A 16564-nucleotide genomic window follows, 5' to 3' on the forward strand; every position below is an offset into this window, starting at 1 on the left:
CCAGCGTTACCGCGTCGGCGGCACGGACGTGCGCGGCAGGCCTCCGCCATCGGCCTGCGTATTCAGCGCGCGCAGACCTTCGACCAAGCCTGCCAATCCGCCCAAATCCGCCGGCACGATCACTGTGCGCTGCTGGTTGGAGGTGGCGAGTTCGCCAAACGCCTCGACATATTTCAAACCAAGGAAGTAACGGATCGCATTCACGTCGCCCTTGGCGATGGCCTGAGAGACCATATCCGTCGCCTTGGCTTCGGCTTCAGCTTCCCGCTCACGCGCCTCGGCGTCGCGGAACGCGGCTTCGCGGCGGCCTTCGGCTTCGAGGATTGCCGCTTGCTTGGCGCCTTCGGCGCGCAGAATGGCGGCTTGCTTATCGCCTTCGGCTTCCAGAATTTGCGCACGACGTTCGCGCTCGGCCTTCATCTGGCGGGCCATCGACTGGGTGATGTCTTGCGGCGGCGAGAGATCCTTGATCTCGATGCGCATGACTTTCGTGCCCCACGCATCGGTCGCGGCGTCCACAACGCCCAGCAAGCGCGCATTGATCGAGTCACGCTGCGAGAGCACTTCGTCCAAATCCATCGCGCCGACCACGGTGCGGATGTTGGTCATGCAGAGATTCTGGATGGCGAGACGGAGGTTCTCCACTTCGTATGCCGCTTTCGCCGCATCAATGACCTGAATGAACACCACCGCGTCCACAGAGACGACGGCGTTGTCCTTCGTGATCACGTCTTGCCGCGGCACGTCGAGCACGGTTTCCATCATCGACAAGCGACGGCCGATGCGATCGACGAACGGCACGAGAAACGAGATGCCCGGCTTCAGCGTACGCGTGTAACGCCCGAAGCGCTCGGCCGTGAATTGACGGCCCTGCGGCACGACCTTGATCGCGCTGAATGCGAGCACCAGCGCCATCGCCGCGAAAATCAAAACGACTGTCGGCATTCTTATCCCTCCGCCGCTTCTGCGGCTCGCAGCTTAAAGCGTTACGCTCAGCTTAATTGGCCGAGCAGGTATTCGGCGCTGGAAACCTTGTATTCACCGCCTTCTTCGACGTTCAGCTGAGATACCACCCCGTCCTTGACGATCATTGAATAGCGCTTCGACCGCGGGCCCATCCCGAACTTGGAAAAATCCGCATCCAGGCCGACAGCGCGAGCGAATTCCCCTGAACCGTCAGCCAACATGATGATGTCGCCAAAGACATTCTGGTCCTTGGCCCATGCGCCCATCACGAAATGGTCGTTAACGGCCGTGCATGCGACCGCATCGACACCCTTGGCCCTGAAATCGGCAAGATGGTCACGAAAGCTCGGCAAGTGGCGGGCGGAACAGGTCGGGGTAAACGCCCCCGGCACCGCGAACAGGGCCACCGTCTTGCCCGCGAAGATTTCGCTGGTGCGCATCGGTTTCATGCCTTCGGGGCCCGGAACATTGAACTGCACGTCCGGCAGCGTCTCGCCAACTTTGATCATTGAGCCTCTCCTTAGAAGTTCCAGCTATTTAGGGCGCTCGGTCCCCAGATGCGAGCGCCCCCTTGCGCCAAATCGCCTCCGGCCCGACGATGCAAATATGACAGACACGCTCATGGGCAAGCTTCTCGTCGCCATGCCTGGGATCGGCGATCCTCGGTTTGAGCGTTCCGTCATCATGATGTGCGCCCATGACGGCGACCACGCGATGGGTGTGATCATCAACAAGCCCAAAGAAGAGCTCACCCTCTCCGATGTGCTGGATCATCTGGGCCTGGAGGCCGACGAGACATTAGCTGACCGCATTGTGCTCGATGGCGGGCCCGTGCGGCCGGATCGCGGCTTCGTACTCCACTCAGAAGATTTCGCCGCCGGAGAAGGCACGCAGGACGTCTGCCCCGGCATTCGCCTCACGGCCACCCGCGAAGTCTTAGAGGCTGTCGCCGGCGATCACGCGCCGGCGCGTTTCCTGCTTGCGCTCGGGTGCGCCGGTTGGAGCGCGGGCCAATTGGAGGACGAGCTGCGCCACAACGCCTGGCTCATCGTCGATGCCGACAACAGCATCATCTTCGACGATCGCCACGAAGACAAATGGACCCGCGCCATCCAGAGTCTGGGTTTCGATCCAGCGCAATTGAGCGATAACGTCGGCAACGCCTAAGCGCACGGCGATGCGCGCAACACGCGCTTGGCCGACGCTGGGTATTTCGCCAACGCAGCCGCCGGCCGCACCGGCCGCCGCACCAATTCGCCGCCGCAATTGGGGCAATGCCCTTTCAAAGCGCTATCCGCGCATTCCGCGCAAAATGTGCACTCAAAACTGCAGATACGCGCGTCTGCGCTCTCCGGCGGCAGATCGCGGTCACAGCATTCGCAATTGGGCCTGAGTTCCAGCATCACGCAGCTCCGGTGAGGTGTTCGATCGCCTCGCGCCGTTGTGCAGCGAAGGTTGAGAACAATTGCTTCACCGCCTCGATCGTTTCCGCATCCGCCGTCTCCGGCCGTCCGCAGCTGAACGGCGGCGCCGGCGCGTATTCGATCGCGAGCTGGATCATCTTTGCGACTTTCTCACCCGCCAAGTCGGCCACGATGCTCAGTGCAATATCAATCCCGGCCGTCACGCCGCCGCCGGTGATCGCATTGCCGTCCCGCACGACGCGCGCGTCATCCGGGATTGCGCCAAACATCGCGAGCAACTCGCGATACGCCCAATGGCTGCCCGCGCGCTTGCCATTGAGCAGCCCCGCCGCCGCCAGGATCAACGAGCCCGTGCACACGGAGGTGACGTATTGGGCGTGTTCGCCCAAGCGCTTCACCTCAGCCATGAACGTTTGGTCCTGCATCGCCTCGGTTTGTCCAGGGCCGCCAGGGATCATGATCAAGTCGGCGCGATCGACATCGGCCAGCGCGCGCAGACCGGCGAAGGTCAACCCCATTTCGCTCACCAATTCGCCGCCATCCTTAGAGGCAAGGATCACCTCCGCGTTCGGCATCCGCGCCAGCACTTCATACGGCCCCGTGAAATCGAGCTGGGTCAGGCGCGGATAGAGAATGAAAACGATACGGAATTGGTCGGCCATCGGCGGGCTCCTGATTGACACGGGGGTTATGGCGCGGGATGTCTTTGGCGCAAATGTCAAAGAAACCTCCTTTTCCGCCAAAGCCGCGCACGGTGCTCATGGCCGTGTTCGAGGACTTTCAGATCCTCGACGCCGCCGGCCCGATCGCCGCATTCGAGATTGCCGCGCGCTACGCGCCCGGCGCCTATCAGGTGCGCGTGGCCGCGCGCGCGCCCGGCCTAGTGGCCTCGTCCTCCGGCGTTCGCTGGCCTGCGGAAGCGCTCAAGGGCCAGACCAAGATCGACACGCTCATCGTCTCCGGCGGCAATGGCACCTACGGCGCGATGCAGGATTCCGCCTTCGTCGCCGCGATCAAGCGCCTCTCCACGCGCGTGCGTCGCACCGCCAGCGTCTGCTCCGGCGCCTTCCTGTTGGCGCAAGCCGGGCTGCTCGAGGGCAAGCGCGCGACAACGCATTGGCGCCGCGCGCCCTTACTGCAGAAGGCCTTTCCCAACGTGCGCGTCGACGCCGATTGCATCCACATCAAGGATGGAAACGTCTGGACCTCCGCCGGCGTCACCGCGGGCATCGATCTCGCGCTCGCCATGATCGCAGAAGACCTCGGCGAGAGAATCGCCACCGACGTTGCGCGCGAGATGGTCGTGTACGCCAAGCGCCCAGGCGGTCAGGCGCAGCATTCAGCGCTGCTTGATCTCGATACGCCAAGTTCACGCTTCGCCGAACTGAACGCCTGGATGCGCGATCACCTGCACGAAGACCTCTCCGTCGATTGCCTCGCCGCACAGGCCGCCATGAGCCCGCGCAATTTCGCGCGCGCCTATGCCGCCGAGACGGGTGTGACACCTGCCAAGGCGGTCGAGCGCCTACGCGCTGACGCCGCACGCGCCGCGTTGCAGCAAGGCGCCTCGGTCCAGGACATTGCCGAACGGACAGGCTTCGGCGATCCGGAGCGCATGCGTCGCGCTTTCATTCGCCTCTATGGCGCTCCGCCCGCCGCCATGCGCCGGACGCTGCGCTAACTTGACGCCAGCCGCGTTCCAGCGGACCACTTTCGCCCATGGCTGAACCGCAAAAATCCATCTTCGTCACAGGCGCCGGCTCCGGCATTGGCCGCGCCACCGCAAAGCTCTTCGCCGAGCGAGGGTGGTTCGTCGGCCTGTTCGATGTCGATCCGAAAGGCTTGGAAGAAACCGCGGCGATGCTGCCCGAAGGCCAGCGCATCTCGATGGTGTTTGACGTGCGTGATCGCAACGGTTGGGCGCGCGCGGTGGAATCCTTTGGTCAAGCCACCAATCGCCACATGCATGTGCTGTTCAACAATGCGGGCGTCGGTCGCGGCGGCTTCATCGAAGAAATGCCGGACGACGACATTGATCTCGTCATCGATGTAAATCTGAAAGGCGTGATCAATGGCGTGCGCGCGAGCTTGCCTTTGCTGCGCGAAACACCGGGCGCACGCATCGTCAACACCGCTTCTGTTGCAGGCATTTTCGGCGCGCCGAAACTCGCCGTCTATGTCGCGACGAAATTTGCCGTGCGCGGTTTGACGGAGGCTCTCGATGCGGAGTTCTCGCGTTACGGCGTAAGCGTCGCGAGCTTGATGCCCTGGTTCATCGACACCGCGATCCTTGGCAACTTTGCCGAAGAAGGCTCGAACCGCACGCTCAAGGATTCGCTCACAGAAAACAAAACGCCGATCTATCCCGTGAGCATGGCGGCTGAGCGCGCGTGGGACGCCGCGCATGGCAAGGAGCTGCACTACATGGTCGGCAAGGAAGCCGAACGCGCGCGGTTCGCGGCGCGCTTCTTTCCCAATGCGATGCGCAAACGCTTACGCAATTTCATTCCCGACGAATGAGCCAAACAAAAACCCCGGCGGAGACGCCGGGGTTTTCATTTCAGACTTGAAGCTCTGATCAGGTCGCCGCGTTCGTAACGATATGGTTCGCCGCCTCGGTATCGGCCGGCGCGTCCGTCAGCACCGGCGCCGCTTCGGCCGGCGCATCCATGATCGATTCGGTCGTCGCCGCGTCGGTCACACCTTCGACCTCAACGCCATCCTGAACCAGATCGTCCGCGGCCGTCGTGCGGCGGACGCCCGTGCCGCGGCGGCGGGCCAGGGCTTCCTGGTAGTACGCGCGCTCGGAGCGGTTCGGGAAACGGTAGAAGACGTGGCTGCCGACATTGACCGTCTCAACCAGGCCCGAATTCCAGACCGGGTTCACGGCGTGCGTGTGATAGTGGGTGGCGCCCTGCGTGATCGGACGGGTGTAGCCCAGCATCACTGCCGTCGCGACCCGCTGCGCGCGCTCCCAGGCGCGGCCACGCGGGCGATGACCGAGCGAGCCGTCGCAGGTGAAGGTGAATTGGCAGCCGGTCGCCCGGTGCGAACCCTGATAGACGACGCCGCAGATCGAGTTCGGATACGCATTCGAGCGCACCCGGTTCATGATTACTTCGGCCACGGCCGCCTGACCGCGCTGGCTTTCGCCGCGGGCCTCATAATAGATCGCTTGGCTCAAGCAGGCGTGCTGACGCGCATCGATCTGCGGCTCAGCCGGGGTCGCTTGATCCGGCGTCGTCGCCGAGGACGGGCCGCGCAGAACCGCTTGCACCATCATCGCGCGCGCATCGGCGCTTTCGAACAGGGTTGCGCTGCCACGGGCGCGCAGGCCGTCGGTGGTGCGGAAGGAGGTCAGCTCAACGCGCGCATTCGGCTCGGTGTTCGACGCCAATTGCTGCTGCAGTTCAGCCTGGAAAGCAGTGGACGTAGCGGCCCATTCAGCGCCGTCGCGCTGTTCGGCGGCGCGATGCGCGATCAGGGGCATCGCAACCGCGGCGGCTGCAAGGCACATGATCGTGGCCGCGCCCTGGCGCACGGCCAGGGGATTACGCTCGATCTCCACCATCACTTGGGTCCGAATCTCACCCGCAAAGATAGCCAGTCGACGCCAGAACAACGATAAATGCATTAAGCCCCGCTTAACGCTGTGCAGATTTGGCACAAGTAACCGCCAGATAATCTGCAACAGACCATACCATTTCGCTCCGGCAATGTTTTGCTCGGAGGCCTGCGGGGGATACAGGACCTGCGCCCCGGGGGCGATTGTCTTTTTGTTCATGGTCCGGGTTCCCGCGATTTCTAGCTGACTTGGACTCCCCGGTGCGGCCCTGAGGTCACGCCGAGAAAGCCCAAACCGGCCAAAGTCTTGCGAGCCCCGTGCCAGTTCACCGAGCAGGCGAAACGGGCCGCGACCGCCGGTCGCGCCCGTCGCAGGCGGTTTCCGTAACGTCAGATACGGTTTCGGGTGCCCGTCAGCGCTTGCTGTTGAGGGCGGCCTGTGCGGCGGCCAGGCGGGCAATCGGCACCCGATACGGCGAGCAAGAGACGTAATCGAGGCCCACGCGCTCGAAGAACGCCACCGACGCCGGGTCGCCGCCGTGCTCTCCGCAAACGCCAAGTTTCAGCCCCTGCCGAACCGCCCGCCCCCGTTCGCAGGCGAGCCCGACGAGTTCGCCGACGCCATCGGCGTCGACGGTCACGAACGGATCGGTCGCCAACACGCCACGGTCGACATAGGTTCCGAGGAACTTGCCTGCGTCGTCGCGCGAAAGCCCCATCGTCGTCTGCGTGAGGTCGTTGGTGCCGAACGAGAAGAACTCGGCCGCCTCCGCGATCTCGCCCGCCTTCAGCGCCGCGCGCGGCAGCTCGATCATGGTGCCGACGAGATACTCAACGCGCCGCCCGCGCTTGGCGAACACCTCTTCGGCGATCGCATCGACGCGCGCTTTCAGGAGTTCGAATTCCTTTTTCGCGATCACGAACGGGATCATGATTTCCGGAATGGGGGCCGCGCCCTTCTCGGCGACATCGCACGCCGCTTCGAACACGGCGCGCGATTGCATGTCGTAGATTTCCGGGAAGACGATGGCCAAACGGCAGCCGCGGAAGCCGAGCATTGGATTGCTCTCGGCCAAATCCTTCGAGCGCGCGAGCAGCGCCTTCGCATCCAGCCCCGTCGCCTTCGCAACGTCGGCGCAATCTTCTTCCGTGTGCGGCAAGAATTCATGCAGCGGCGGATCGAGATAACGGATCGTCACCGGGCGCGCGCCCATCGCTTCAAAGATCTCGACGAAATCCTTGCGCTGGTGCGGGAAGAGTTTGTCGAGCGCGGCCACGCGCGCCGATTGCTTCTCGGCCAGGATCATCTCGCGCACGACAGCAATGCGCTCGGCGTCGAAGAACATGTGTTCGGTGCGGCACAAGCCGATGCCTTCAGCGCCGTACTTCACCGCCGTCGCCGCATCCAGCGGCGTTTCGGCGTTGGCGCGCACCTTCATGCGGCGCGCCTTATCGGCCCAGCCCATCAACGTGCCGAAATCGCCGGTCAGCTCCGGCTGCACCATCTCGGCGGCGCCCAGCAACACTTCGCCGGATGACCCATCGACCGTAATCACGTCGCCCTTCTTCACCACGCGACCCAGCGCGCGGAATTCGCCATGCTTCATATCGATGCGCAGGTCGCCCGCGCCTGACACGCACGGCCGGCCCATGCCGCGCGCGACCACGGCCGCGTGGCTGGTCATGCCGCCACGCGCCGTCACGATCGCTCTCGACGCATGCATGCCGTGAATGTCTTCGGGGCTGGTCTCGTCGCGCACCAGGATCACATCGACTCCGTCGCCGGCGAGCTTTTCGGCCTCATCGGCGTCGAACACGACTTTGCCAACCGCCGCGCCGGGCGAGGCCGGCAAGCCTTTGCAGATGATGTCGCGCTTGTAGCCCGCCGCGATGGTGGGGTGCAGCAATTGATCGAGTGCGGCCGCATCGACGCGCAGCACGGCTTCGTCCTGCGTGATCAACCCTTCGCTCGCCATATCGACCGCGATCTTCAGCGCCGCTTTCGCCGTGCGCTTCCCGTTGCGGGTTTGCAGCATGTAGAGCTTGCCGCGTTCGACGGTGAACTCCAGATCCTGCATGTCGCGATAGTGCGCTTCGAGCTTTTGATAGACGCGCACCAGCTCCGCATAGACTTCCGGCATCGCCTCTTCGAGCGATTCACCCGGCTCCTTCATTTCCAAACGCGCCGCTTTCGTCAGCGCTTTCGGGGTGCGGATGCCGGCGACGACATCTTCGCCCTGCGCGTTGATGAGGAACTCGCCGTAGAATTTCTTCTCGCCTGTGCTCGGATCGCGCGTGAACGCCACGCCGGTGGCCGACGTCTCGCCCATATTGCCGAACACCATCGCCTGCACGTTCACAGCCGTGCCCCAGCTTTCGGGGATGTTGTTATGCTTGCGATAGAAGATCGCGCGATCGTTCATCCAGCTTGAGAACACGGCGCCGATCGCGCCCCAGAGCTGCTCCTTCGGATCGTTCGGGAACGGCTTGCCCAGCTCGCGCTCCACCGCGCGCTTGTATTCGGCGACAACGACTTTCCAATCGTCCGCCGTCAGCTCGGTATCGGTGCGATAATCATTGGTGTCTTTGTGCGAACCGAGAATTTCCTCGAACACGCCGTGCTCGAGTTCGAGCACCACGTCCGAATACATCTGAATGAAGCGGCGATAAGAATCGTAGGCAAAGCGCGCATCGCCCGAGAGCTTGGCGAGGCCCTCGACCGTCTCATCATTGAGACCAAGGTTCAGCACCGTATCCATCATACCCGGCATCGACGCGCGCGCGCCGGAACGCACGGAGACGAGCAGCGGGTTCGCTGGATTGCCAAACGCCTTGCCGGTCTTCTTCTCGAGCGCCGCCAACGCGGCATCGACTTGGCCCGCGAGTTCCGGCGGGTACGCACGATCATTGGCGTAGAATGCGTTGCAGACTTCAGTCGTCAGCGTAAAGCCGGGCGGCACCGGCAGATCGAGCCGCGCCATTTCCGCGAGATTGGCGCCTTTGCCGCCGAGCAGCGATTTCAGCGACGCATCGCCCCCGCTCTCGCCGCCGCCAAACCCGTAAACCCATTGCTTTGCCGACATTCGCTTGTCCGTTCTTCATGCTCCCCCGTTCACGGGGGAGCTGTCAGCGCGCAAAGCGCGATGACTGAGGGGGGCGTTGCGTATCCACGCGCACTACCCCCTCCGGCTCGCTTTGCTCGCCACCTCCCCCGCGTGCGGGGGAGGAAAACTAGCCTTCGATCTTGGAGAAATCCGCGACCGCAGACAGCGCCTCACGTAACCGCGAGAGCAGCAAAAGTCTATTGCGGCGCAGCATGGGATCTTCGGCGTTGACCAGGACACGCTCGAAGAATTCGTCCACCGGCGCGCGAAGACCGGCGAGCGCCTTCATCGCGGACGCGAAGTCTTCCCGATCCACCGCCGACCGCGCGGTCGGCACAGCGCTGTCGAGTGCGGCATGGAGCGCCTTCTCGGCAGGTTCCGCGAGCTTGGCGGCATCGACTTGGCCTTGGGCCTCGTCGGCGCTCCATTTGCCCTTCTTCTCCTCCGCCGCGAGGATATTGGCCGCGCGCTTATAGCCCGCGAGCAAGTTCGCGCCGTCTTCCGTTTTCAGGAACGCATCGAGCGCTTCAACGCGCGCGACGATGCGAACGAGGTCGTCGTCGCCAAGTGCGAAGACGGCGTCGACGAGGTCGTGGCGCTTGCCTTGGTCGCGGAGCTGAACTTTGAGGCGATCTGCTAGGAAGGCCAAAAGCGAGCCTGACCAATTTCCTTCACAGAAGAACTCAAGCGGGTCCATTCCTGCGATGCGCGCTGCCGCAAACCACTCCGTTGTGTGCACTGGCACGCCTTGGGCCGATACACGCGAGCAAGGGGCACGGAGGCGCAGGCGGATAGGCGCTCGCAATCTCTGCTCTAAAACGATCCGGACGAACCCGAGCGCCATGCGCCGAAGCGCAAACGGATCGCTCGATCCCGTCGGCTTTTCGTCGATCGCCCAGAACGCAACGAGCGTATCCAGCTTATCCGCCAGCGCGAGCGTTACGGCGACTTTGTCTTCCGGCACGCGATCGTTTGGGCCGAGCGGGCGGTAGTGATCTTCGATCGCGGCGGCCATCGATGGGTTGGCGCCCTTCTCCAGCGCATAAAGCTGACGCCCAACTTGGCCCTGCAGCTCCGGAAACTCGCCGACCGTCTCCGTCACCAAATCCATCTTGGCGAGTTCGGCGGCGCGCGCGACCAGCGTTTTGTCAGCGCCCGTCACGTCGCAGAGTTCGACAGCCAGCGCCTTCACGCGCTCGACCTTATCCCACACAGAGCCCAGCTTCTGGTGAAAGACGATCTTCTTCAGCTTCTCGCGTCGCTCATCCGTGTAGAGCGGCGTTTTCTTATCCGTATCCCAGAAGAAGCGCGCATCGTTCAGGCGCGCCGACAGCACGCGCGCATTGCCCGCCGCGATCGCCTTGCCGCCATCCTTCGCCTCGACGTTCGCCACCACCACGAAATGCGGCGCGAGCTTGCCGCTCTTCGGATCGCGCACCGCGAAATATTTCTGGTGCGTCCGCATCGATAGCCGGATCACTTCGCCCGGCAGATCGAGAAACGCGGGGTCCATGTCACCCAACAGCGTCACCGGCCATTCGACCAGCCCGCACACTTCTTCAAGCAGGCCAATATCCTCGACCAGTTCGAGTTGTCTGTCGGCGCAGAGCTTCTTCGCTTGCTCCAGAATGATCGCCTTGCGCTCTTCGCGGTCGATCAACACCTTCGCGTCGCGGAGCTTGGCGGCGTAATCGGCAAAGTCACGCGGCTTGATCGCGGCGGGCCCATGAAAGCGATGGCCCCAGGTCTCGGGCTTTGCGCCAACGCCTTCGATCTCGATCTTCACCGGCGCGCCATCGAACAGGCACAGCACATTGTGCAGCGGCCGCACCCATTGCAGATCGCTCACACCCGAGCGCATCGATTTCGGCCACGGAAACGCGCGCACGATCTCCGGCGTGATCTCCTGCACGATCGCCGCTGTCGCGCGCCCCGCGCGCTCGATTCTAGCGACGTAAAACGCGCCCTTCTTATCCTCGACCACTTGCGCTTGATCGATCGACGCCAGCCCCGCGCTCTTCAAAAAACCCTGGATCGCCTGATCCGGCGCACCCACGCGCGGGCCTTTCTTCTCTTCGTTCACGTCCGCCGCCTTCGCCGGCAGATCCTCGATCACGAGGCCCAAACGGCGCGGCGAAGAAAACGTCTTGATCGCTTTAGGTTCGAGACCAGCCGCCTTCAGCTTCTCTCCAAAAGCCCGCGCCAAATCCTCCTCCGCGCGCTTCTGCATGCGCGCAGGAATTTCCTCGGAGAATAATTCAAGAAGAAGTTGGGGCATTAGCTTTGGCTCTCCGCCCAAGCGCTCGCGCAGCCCTTCGCCAAATCGCGCACGCGGGCGATGAAGCTTTGCCGCTCGGTCGGCGAGACCACGCCGCGCGCGTCGAGCAGATTGAAGAGGTGCGAGGCTTTCAGCGTGTAATCGAACGCCGGCAACACAGCGCCTGCCTCCAACAGACGCTTCGCCGTCGCTTCCGCATCGGCGAACCAACGCAGATTTTGCTCAGGGTCACTCAGTTCAAAATTGAAGCGCGATTGCTGCTTCTCGTTTTCGAGAAACACATCGCCATAGGTCAGCGGCGTCGCAGAATCCGGATCGTTGAACGGCAGATCATAAACGCGATCGACGCCGAACACGTACATCGCCAAGCGCTCGAGCCCGTAGGTGAGTTCGCCGCTCACCGGGCGCACGTCCAGGCCGCCGACTTGTTGGAAGTAGGTGTATTGCGACACCTCCATCCCGTCGCACCACACTTCCCAGCCCAAGCCCCAGGCGCCGACGGTCGGGTTCTCCCAATCGTCTTCAACGAAGCGAATGTCGTGCAGCAGCGGATCAATGCCGATGCGCTGAAGCGAGTTCAGATAAAGCTCCTGCAGGTTCGCCGGGTTCGGCTTCAGGATCACTTGGAACTGATAATAGTGCTGCAGCCGGTTCGGGTTCTCGCCATAGCGCCCGTCCTTCGGCCGCCGCGACGGCTGCACGTAGGCCGCGCGCCACGGCTTCGGCCCCAGCGCGCGCAATGTGGTCGCCGGGTGCAACGTGCCGGCGCCGACCTGCTCGTCATAGGGCTGCAGGATCGCGCAGCCCTGCTCGGCCCAGTAAGTCTGGAGCGTCAGGATCACGTCCTGGAAACAACGGGGCGGGCGGTGCGACATGGGGGCAGACGGGTAAAGCCGCCCGCCCCCTTGTTCAAGTTCCTAGCGGAGGAAATCCGCGACCGCCGCCTGGAACGCGGCCGGCTGGTCGAACATCATGAAGTGATAGGCGCCGTCGACGCGCACGAAAGTGACGTTGGGCGCGCCGGCATAGGAGCCGCGATAGAGCCCATCGATCATCGCCTCCGGCCCCATCGCCGGATCGTAGGCGTAAAGCACCGTCAGCGGCGTCGCCACCTGGGCGAGTTCGGCGCGCAGGTCAGTGATCATCACTTCGTACATCGCCTGCGCAAACGTGGCCCGGTCTGAAGCCTGGCTCCAGGCCACCACCTCGGCGCGGCGCGCTTCGGTCTTCACCAGACGGCCAGCACCGCCGCTCTGTTGCGCGGCGAAGCTCGCATCATCCATCGCGGCAATCTGATCGCGCATCATGCGCGCCTGCGGCTCCACGTTCGCGGCCGTCACGTGCGGACCGAACATGGCGCTAAAGAAGGGCAGCGAATCCACGATCATCACCCGGCCGACGCGCTCGGGATGGCGCCGCGCCAGCATCAAACCAGCGAAGCCGCCCATGGAATGGCCGACGATCGCCGGGCGCTCGATGCCGTTCGCTTCAATATAGCGCGCCAAGTCTTCCACGAGCGGCGCGATCACTTCGCCCGCCGGCGCGCCAACGGGTTCGCCGGCAAAGCCCGCCACCTGCACCAAATGCACGCGATGGTTCGCCGCGATCGCATCGACCTGGCCCGCCCAAACATCACGGCTGGAGCCAAGGCCTGGGATCAAGATCACGTCCGGCCCCCGCCCCCGCACTTCAACGCTGAAGCGGCTCGGTGTGAACGATTGGGCGTGTGCATCCTGTTGCGGCAGCGCGGTGATCGCGGCGACGGCTGCGAGCACGGAGATCAGAATTCTTCGAGTCAATTTAAACACAAGACTTCTCCTTCGGCGCTGACGCGCCGTTTGTTTGTCAACGGTTTGAGGGTGATTACTCGGCCGCTTGCGCGGACTCGTCGGCGCTGAATATCTGCTCGATCGGCAAGCCAAAGATGGCGGCGATCTTGAACGCGAGCGGCAGCGAAGGATCGTATTTGCCGGTCTCGATCGCATTCACGCTTTGGCGTGACACTTCGAGCTTGTCGGCCAAATCCGCCTGGCTCCAATCGCGTTCAGCGCGAAGCACTTTGAGGCGGTTTTTCATTTGTAGCGCAGCCTCACGATGCAGAGCGCGACACCCCACGAGAAGATCAGTGTCGGCAAGACCCAGATGAGCGGCAGATGCGGAAAGCCCGCCCATTCCTCCAAGAAGCCATAGCTGAACGACCCAAAGCCGGTGACGCCCGCCGCAATGGCGACTGCTTCACTCTGAATCTGGCGCTGGAACTCATCCATACCCTTCAGAAAAACAAGGTAAGCGCGCAGCATCAGCAAAGCCGGCAGCATCGGCAGCAGTGCGATCACGACCACCGCCCATTGCGGCGGCTCCTGATTGAGCGTCAGTGCGCCGCCAATGACCACGCCCGCATACAGCGCGCCGGCAATGAGCATGTCGCGCGAGTAGCGCTTAGCGGCCAGTGAGGTCTTTTCCCGTTCCATGTGGTCCCCCTTAACCGAAGAAGCCAAGCGACATGGCCAGGGCGACCAGCGCCCCGACGCCGAAAATGCCGCCCCAGGGCCAATCGCGAAGTTTCGTCATGTCCATCTCCATCAAGTGAGCTTGTCTTGATGACAAGGATACTTGTCCGATCTGGACCGAATGTCAAGCACACTTAGCAAAAATGTTGGTGTCCTTGACGTTTGCGCTTCCGCCGGAATCCGCTTCATGCTCCGGCCCATGGCGATTTGTGGGATCGACGAGGCGGGGCGCGGGCCCTGGGCGGGGCCAGTGGTGGCCGCGGCGGTCATCCTACCCGCCAAGAAGCGGCCCAAGGGGCTGGCGGATTCCAAGCAGCTGACGGGCGAGGCGCGGGAAGAATTGGCGCTGGCCATTCGCGCCTGCGCGGCTGTCGGCGTGGGCGTCGCCACACCCGACGAGATCGATCAGATCAACATCCTGCAGGCGACGTTTTTGGCCATGCGCCGCGCCTTTGATGCGCTGCCCGAGCGCCCCGTCGCGGCGCTGATCGACGGCAATGCAGCGCCAGAACTTCCCTGCGCCATCGAGATGATCATCGACGGCGACGCTTACGTCGCCTCGATCTCGGCCGCCTCGATTATCGCCAAGGTCGAGCGCGACCGCATGATGGTCGAACTCTGCGCGCAATATCCGGGCTATGCGTTCGCCAAGCATAAGGGCTACGGCACGCCCGAGCACCAGAAGGCGCTGGCCGAATTAGGCCCCTGCGCCATCCATCGTCGCTCGTTCAAGCCGGTGCGCTTGGCCGCCGGGCTCGCCGCCTAGGCGCGGCGCGGTTTACTTCGCGTCCGCGCTCACCCATGTTCGCGAACATGTCACAATCGACCGCCGCCGGACGTCAGGGCGACCTCTCCGTCGCGACCCTCTGGATCATCTGCATCATCAGCTACCTCGCCATCATGGTGACGGCGGCGTTCGCACAGGATTTCCTGCAGGGCCCTGGCCGTAATTGGGAGCTTGGACCGCTCGAAACCGGTCAGAACATCCTTCTGCTGATCGCGCTGATCATCGTCATCCAAGTCGCTATCCGAGCCGAGGAAAAGCTGCTGCGCTGGTGGATGATTTTCGTGGCGCTCGGCACCTTCTTCCTGCTCGGCGAAGAAGCGAGCTGGGGGCAGCATTATTTCAACTGGGAAACCGGCGGCTGGTTCGCGCGGGTCAACGACCAAGGCGAAACCAATTTCCACAACACGCCAGACGGCTGGCTCGATCAAAAGCCACGCGCGATCCTGCAATTGGGCATGATCCTCGGCGCGATCGTGCATCCGCTGCTGCAGAAATTCCGCAACGGGCGCGGCCTGTTCGACAATCCGTGGTGGCTCGCGCCGACCTTCGCCAGCATGCCGCCGGTGGTGATCTCATTGCTCGCCGGCTTGCCGAAGGCGATCGACAAGCTCGCCATCCTGCCTTTCCAGCTTCAATTCACGCGCGTCAGCGAGATCGAAGAGCTCTTCATGTACGCCTTCTTCGTGGTGTACGCGCTGTCGCTGCGTGGGCGCCTCGCCTACCGCAAGGCACAAGGGACGGTGTCAAGCTGAGAAAGCATGGTTAACGACCACGCGGACTCTTGATTCCTGATTCGCGTCAAGCTTGAATCGATCCCCTCACGGGGGACGAATGTCAGCGCGCCAACTCAAAGACCGGATCATCGAAGGCGATTGCGTCGAAGCGATGCGCAAATTGCCTAAGGGCTGCGCCGATCTCGTCTTCGCCGACCCGCCTTACAACATGCAGCTCGGCGGTGCGCTCACGCGGCCGGATCAAAGCCATGTCGATGGCGTCGATGACGAATGGGACAAGTTCGCCGACTTCAAATCCTATGACGAATTCACCCGCGCCTGGCTCGCCGAAGCCCGCCGCTGCCTGAAGGATGACGGCGCGATCTGGGTGATCGGCGCCTATCACAACATCTTCCGCGTCGGCGCCATCATGCAGGACCTTGGGTTCTGGATCTTGAACGACATCGTCTGGCGCAAGACCAACCCGATGCCGAATTTCAAAGGCACCCGCTTCACCAACGCCCACGAAACCCTGATCTGGGCCGCCAAGTCGAAGGATGCGAAATACACCTTCCACTATGACGCGCTGAAAATGCTCAATGACGATCTGCAGATGCGCTCCGATTGGACGCTGCCGCTCTGCACCGGCGGCGAGCGTTTGAAAGACCGCGAAGGTCGCAAGCTGCATTCGACGCAAAAGCCCGAAGCGCTGCTGCACCGCGTCGTGCTCGCCACCTCGCGTCCGGGCGAAACGATCCTCGACCCGTTCTTCGGCACCGGCACCACGGGAGCTGCAGCCAAGCGCTTGGGTCGCCATTATATCGGCATCGAGCGCGACGAGACTTACATCGCCGGCGCCAAAGCGCGGTTGAAGAAAATCACACCCGCAGCGCCCGAAGATCTCGCCGTCACGCGCTCGAAAAAGGAAGAGCCGCGCGTGCCGTTCGGACAAGTGATCGAAGCCGGCCACATCCATCCCGGCGACTGGCTGGTCGCGCCCAACGGCAAACGCGCCCGCGTGCGCGCCGATGGCAGCTTGGCTTACGGCGATGTCACGGGCTCGATCCACCGCGTCGGCGCGGTCGTTTCCGACGCGCCAGCCTGCAATGGCTGGACCTTCTGGAGCCTTGAAACCAAGCAAGGCCCCAAGAGCATCGATCTCTTCCGGCGCGAAATCCGCCGCGAAATGGCGATGTCGCTCGGCGCGTAAGCGCCCGC

Annotated in this window: 17 protein-coding genes; 6 read left to right on the forward strand and 11 right to left on the reverse strand. The window is 63.2% G+C overall.

All coding sequences use genetic code 11. The features are described from left to right. Window positions 1–6: 6 nt before the first annotated feature. A complete protein-coding gene (locus VF769_RS14020; RefSeq protein WP_331009043.1) occupies window positions 7–945 on the reverse strand; it encodes an SPFH domain-containing protein in 939 nt (312 codons plus the stop codon). A 47-nt stretch (window positions 946–992) separates the two neighbouring features. Further along, window positions 993–1475 carry a peroxiredoxin gene (locus VF769_RS14025; RefSeq protein ID WP_331009044.1) on the reverse strand — a complete coding sequence of 161 codons (483 nt, stop codon included), beginning with the start codon at window positions 1473–1475 and terminating at the stop codon, window positions 993–995. 97 nt (window positions 1476–1572) lie between these two features. Between VF769_RS14025 and VF769_RS14030 the strand changes: the two genes are divergently transcribed. Next, on the forward strand, window positions 1573–2133 hold the full coding sequence (locus tag VF769_RS14030; protein ID WP_331009045.1) for a YqgE/AlgH family protein: 561 nt from the start codon (window positions 1573–1575) through the stop codon (window positions 2131–2133). Here VF769_RS14030 and VF769_RS14035 read toward each other — a convergent pair. Together VF769_RS14035 and VF769_RS14040 are read right to left on the reverse strand one after the other, a co-directional pair. Continuing rightward, window positions 2130–2369, reverse strand: a complete 240-nt coding sequence (locus VF769_RS14035) for a DUF1272 domain-containing protein (RefSeq protein WP_331009046.1) — start codon at window positions 2367–2369, stop codon at window positions 2130–2132. The two genes, VF769_RS14030 and VF769_RS14035, sit on opposite strands and share 4 nt — an antisense overlap. Next, window positions 2369–3052 carry a DJ-1/PfpI family protein gene (locus VF769_RS14040; protein WP_331009047.1) on the reverse strand — a complete coding sequence of 228 codons (684 nt, stop codon included), beginning with the start codon at window positions 3050–3052 and terminating at the stop codon, window positions 2369–2371. The genes VF769_RS14035 and VF769_RS14040 overlap by 1 nt, the downstream gene beginning before the upstream one ends. A 53-nt stretch (window positions 3053–3105) precedes the next feature. Here VF769_RS14040 and VF769_RS14045 point away from each other — a divergent pair, with 53 nt between their 5' ends. Continuing rightward, on the forward strand, window positions 3106–4071 hold the full coding sequence (locus VF769_RS14045; protein ID WP_331009048.1) for a GlxA family transcriptional regulator: 966 nt from the start codon (window positions 3106–3108) through the stop codon (window positions 4069–4071). Between the two features lie 38 nt (window positions 4072–4109). Further along, a complete protein-coding gene (locus tag VF769_RS14050; protein WP_331009049.1) occupies window positions 4110–4910 on the forward strand; it encodes an SDR family oxidoreductase in 801 nt (266 codons plus the stop codon). Window positions 4911–4968: 58 nt separating this feature from the next. Here VF769_RS14050 and VF769_RS14055 read toward each other — a convergent pair whose 3' ends face one another. From VF769_RS14055 to VF769_RS14085, 7 genes are all read right to left on the reverse strand, one after another. Then, window positions 4969–6024: a cell wall hydrolase gene (locus VF769_RS14055; RefSeq protein ID WP_331009050.1), complete on the reverse strand. Its 1056-nt coding sequence runs from the start codon at window positions 6022–6024 to the stop codon at window positions 4969–4971. Between the two features lie 343 nt (window positions 6025–6367). Next, window positions 6368–9037 carry a pyruvate, phosphate dikinase gene (gene ppdK / locus VF769_RS14060; protein ID WP_331009051.1) on the reverse strand — a complete coding sequence of 890 codons (2670 nt, stop codon included), beginning with the start codon at window positions 9035–9037 and terminating at the stop codon, window positions 6368–6370. Between the two features lie 148 nt (window positions 9038–9185). Beyond that, on the reverse strand, window positions 9186–11336 hold the full coding sequence (glyS, locus tag VF769_RS14065) for a glycine--tRNA ligase subunit beta (protein ID WP_331009052.1): 2151 nt from the start codon (window positions 11334–11336) through the stop codon (window positions 9186–9188). Further along, window positions 11336–12211 carry a glycine--tRNA ligase subunit alpha gene (locus tag VF769_RS14070; protein ID WP_349258151.1) on the reverse strand — a complete coding sequence of 292 codons (876 nt, stop codon included), beginning with the start codon at window positions 12209–12211 and terminating at the stop codon, window positions 11336–11338. Before VF769_RS14070 ends, glyS begins: the two co-directional genes overlap by 1 nt. A 42-nt stretch (window positions 12212–12253) precedes the next feature. Beyond that, on the reverse strand, window positions 12254–13144 hold the full coding sequence (locus VF769_RS14075; protein ID WP_331009054.1) for an alpha/beta hydrolase: 891 nt from the start codon (window positions 13142–13144) through the stop codon (window positions 12254–12256). Window positions 13145–13199: 55 nt separating this feature from the next. Continuing rightward, the gene (locus VF769_RS14080; RefSeq protein WP_331009055.1) at window positions 13200–13412 is read right to left on the reverse strand and encodes a helix-turn-helix transcriptional regulator; all 213 of its coding nucleotides are present in this window, start codon (window positions 13410–13412) and stop codon (window positions 13200–13202) included. Then, a complete protein-coding gene (locus tag VF769_RS14085) occupies window positions 13409–13807 on the reverse strand; it encodes a hypothetical protein (protein ID WP_331009056.1) in 399 nt (132 codons plus the stop codon). Before VF769_RS14085 ends, VF769_RS14080 begins: the two co-directional genes overlap by 4 nt. 226 nt (window positions 13808–14033) lie before the next feature. Here VF769_RS14085 and VF769_RS14090 point away from each other — a divergent pair, with 226 nt between their 5' ends. The 3 genes from VF769_RS14090 to VF769_RS14100 all read left to right on the forward strand — a co-directional run bounded on the left by VF769_RS14090 (window position 14034) and on the right by VF769_RS14100 (window position 16556). After that, window positions 14034–14612, forward strand: coding sequence for a ribonuclease HII (locus tag VF769_RS14090; protein ID WP_331009057.1), 579 nt, complete (start codon window positions 14034–14036; stop codon window positions 14610–14612). 47 nt (window positions 14613–14659) lie between these two features. Beyond that, entirely contained in the window at window positions 14660–15385 is a 726-nt protein-coding gene (locus tag VF769_RS14095; protein ID WP_331009058.1) for a hypothetical protein, read from the forward strand. A gap of 79 nt (window positions 15386–15464) precedes the next feature. Next, window positions 15465–16556 carry a site-specific DNA-methyltransferase gene (locus tag VF769_RS14100; protein ID WP_331009059.1) on the forward strand — a complete coding sequence of 364 codons (1092 nt, stop codon included), beginning with the start codon at window positions 15465–15467 and terminating at the stop codon, window positions 16554–16556. Window positions 16557–16564 lie beyond the last annotated feature (8 nt).

Origin of the sequence: Vitreimonas sp. (assembly GCF_036392335.1) — a bacterium.
Lineage (GTDB): Bacteria > Pseudomonadota > Alphaproteobacteria > Caulobacterales > Aquidulcibacteraceae > Vitreimonas.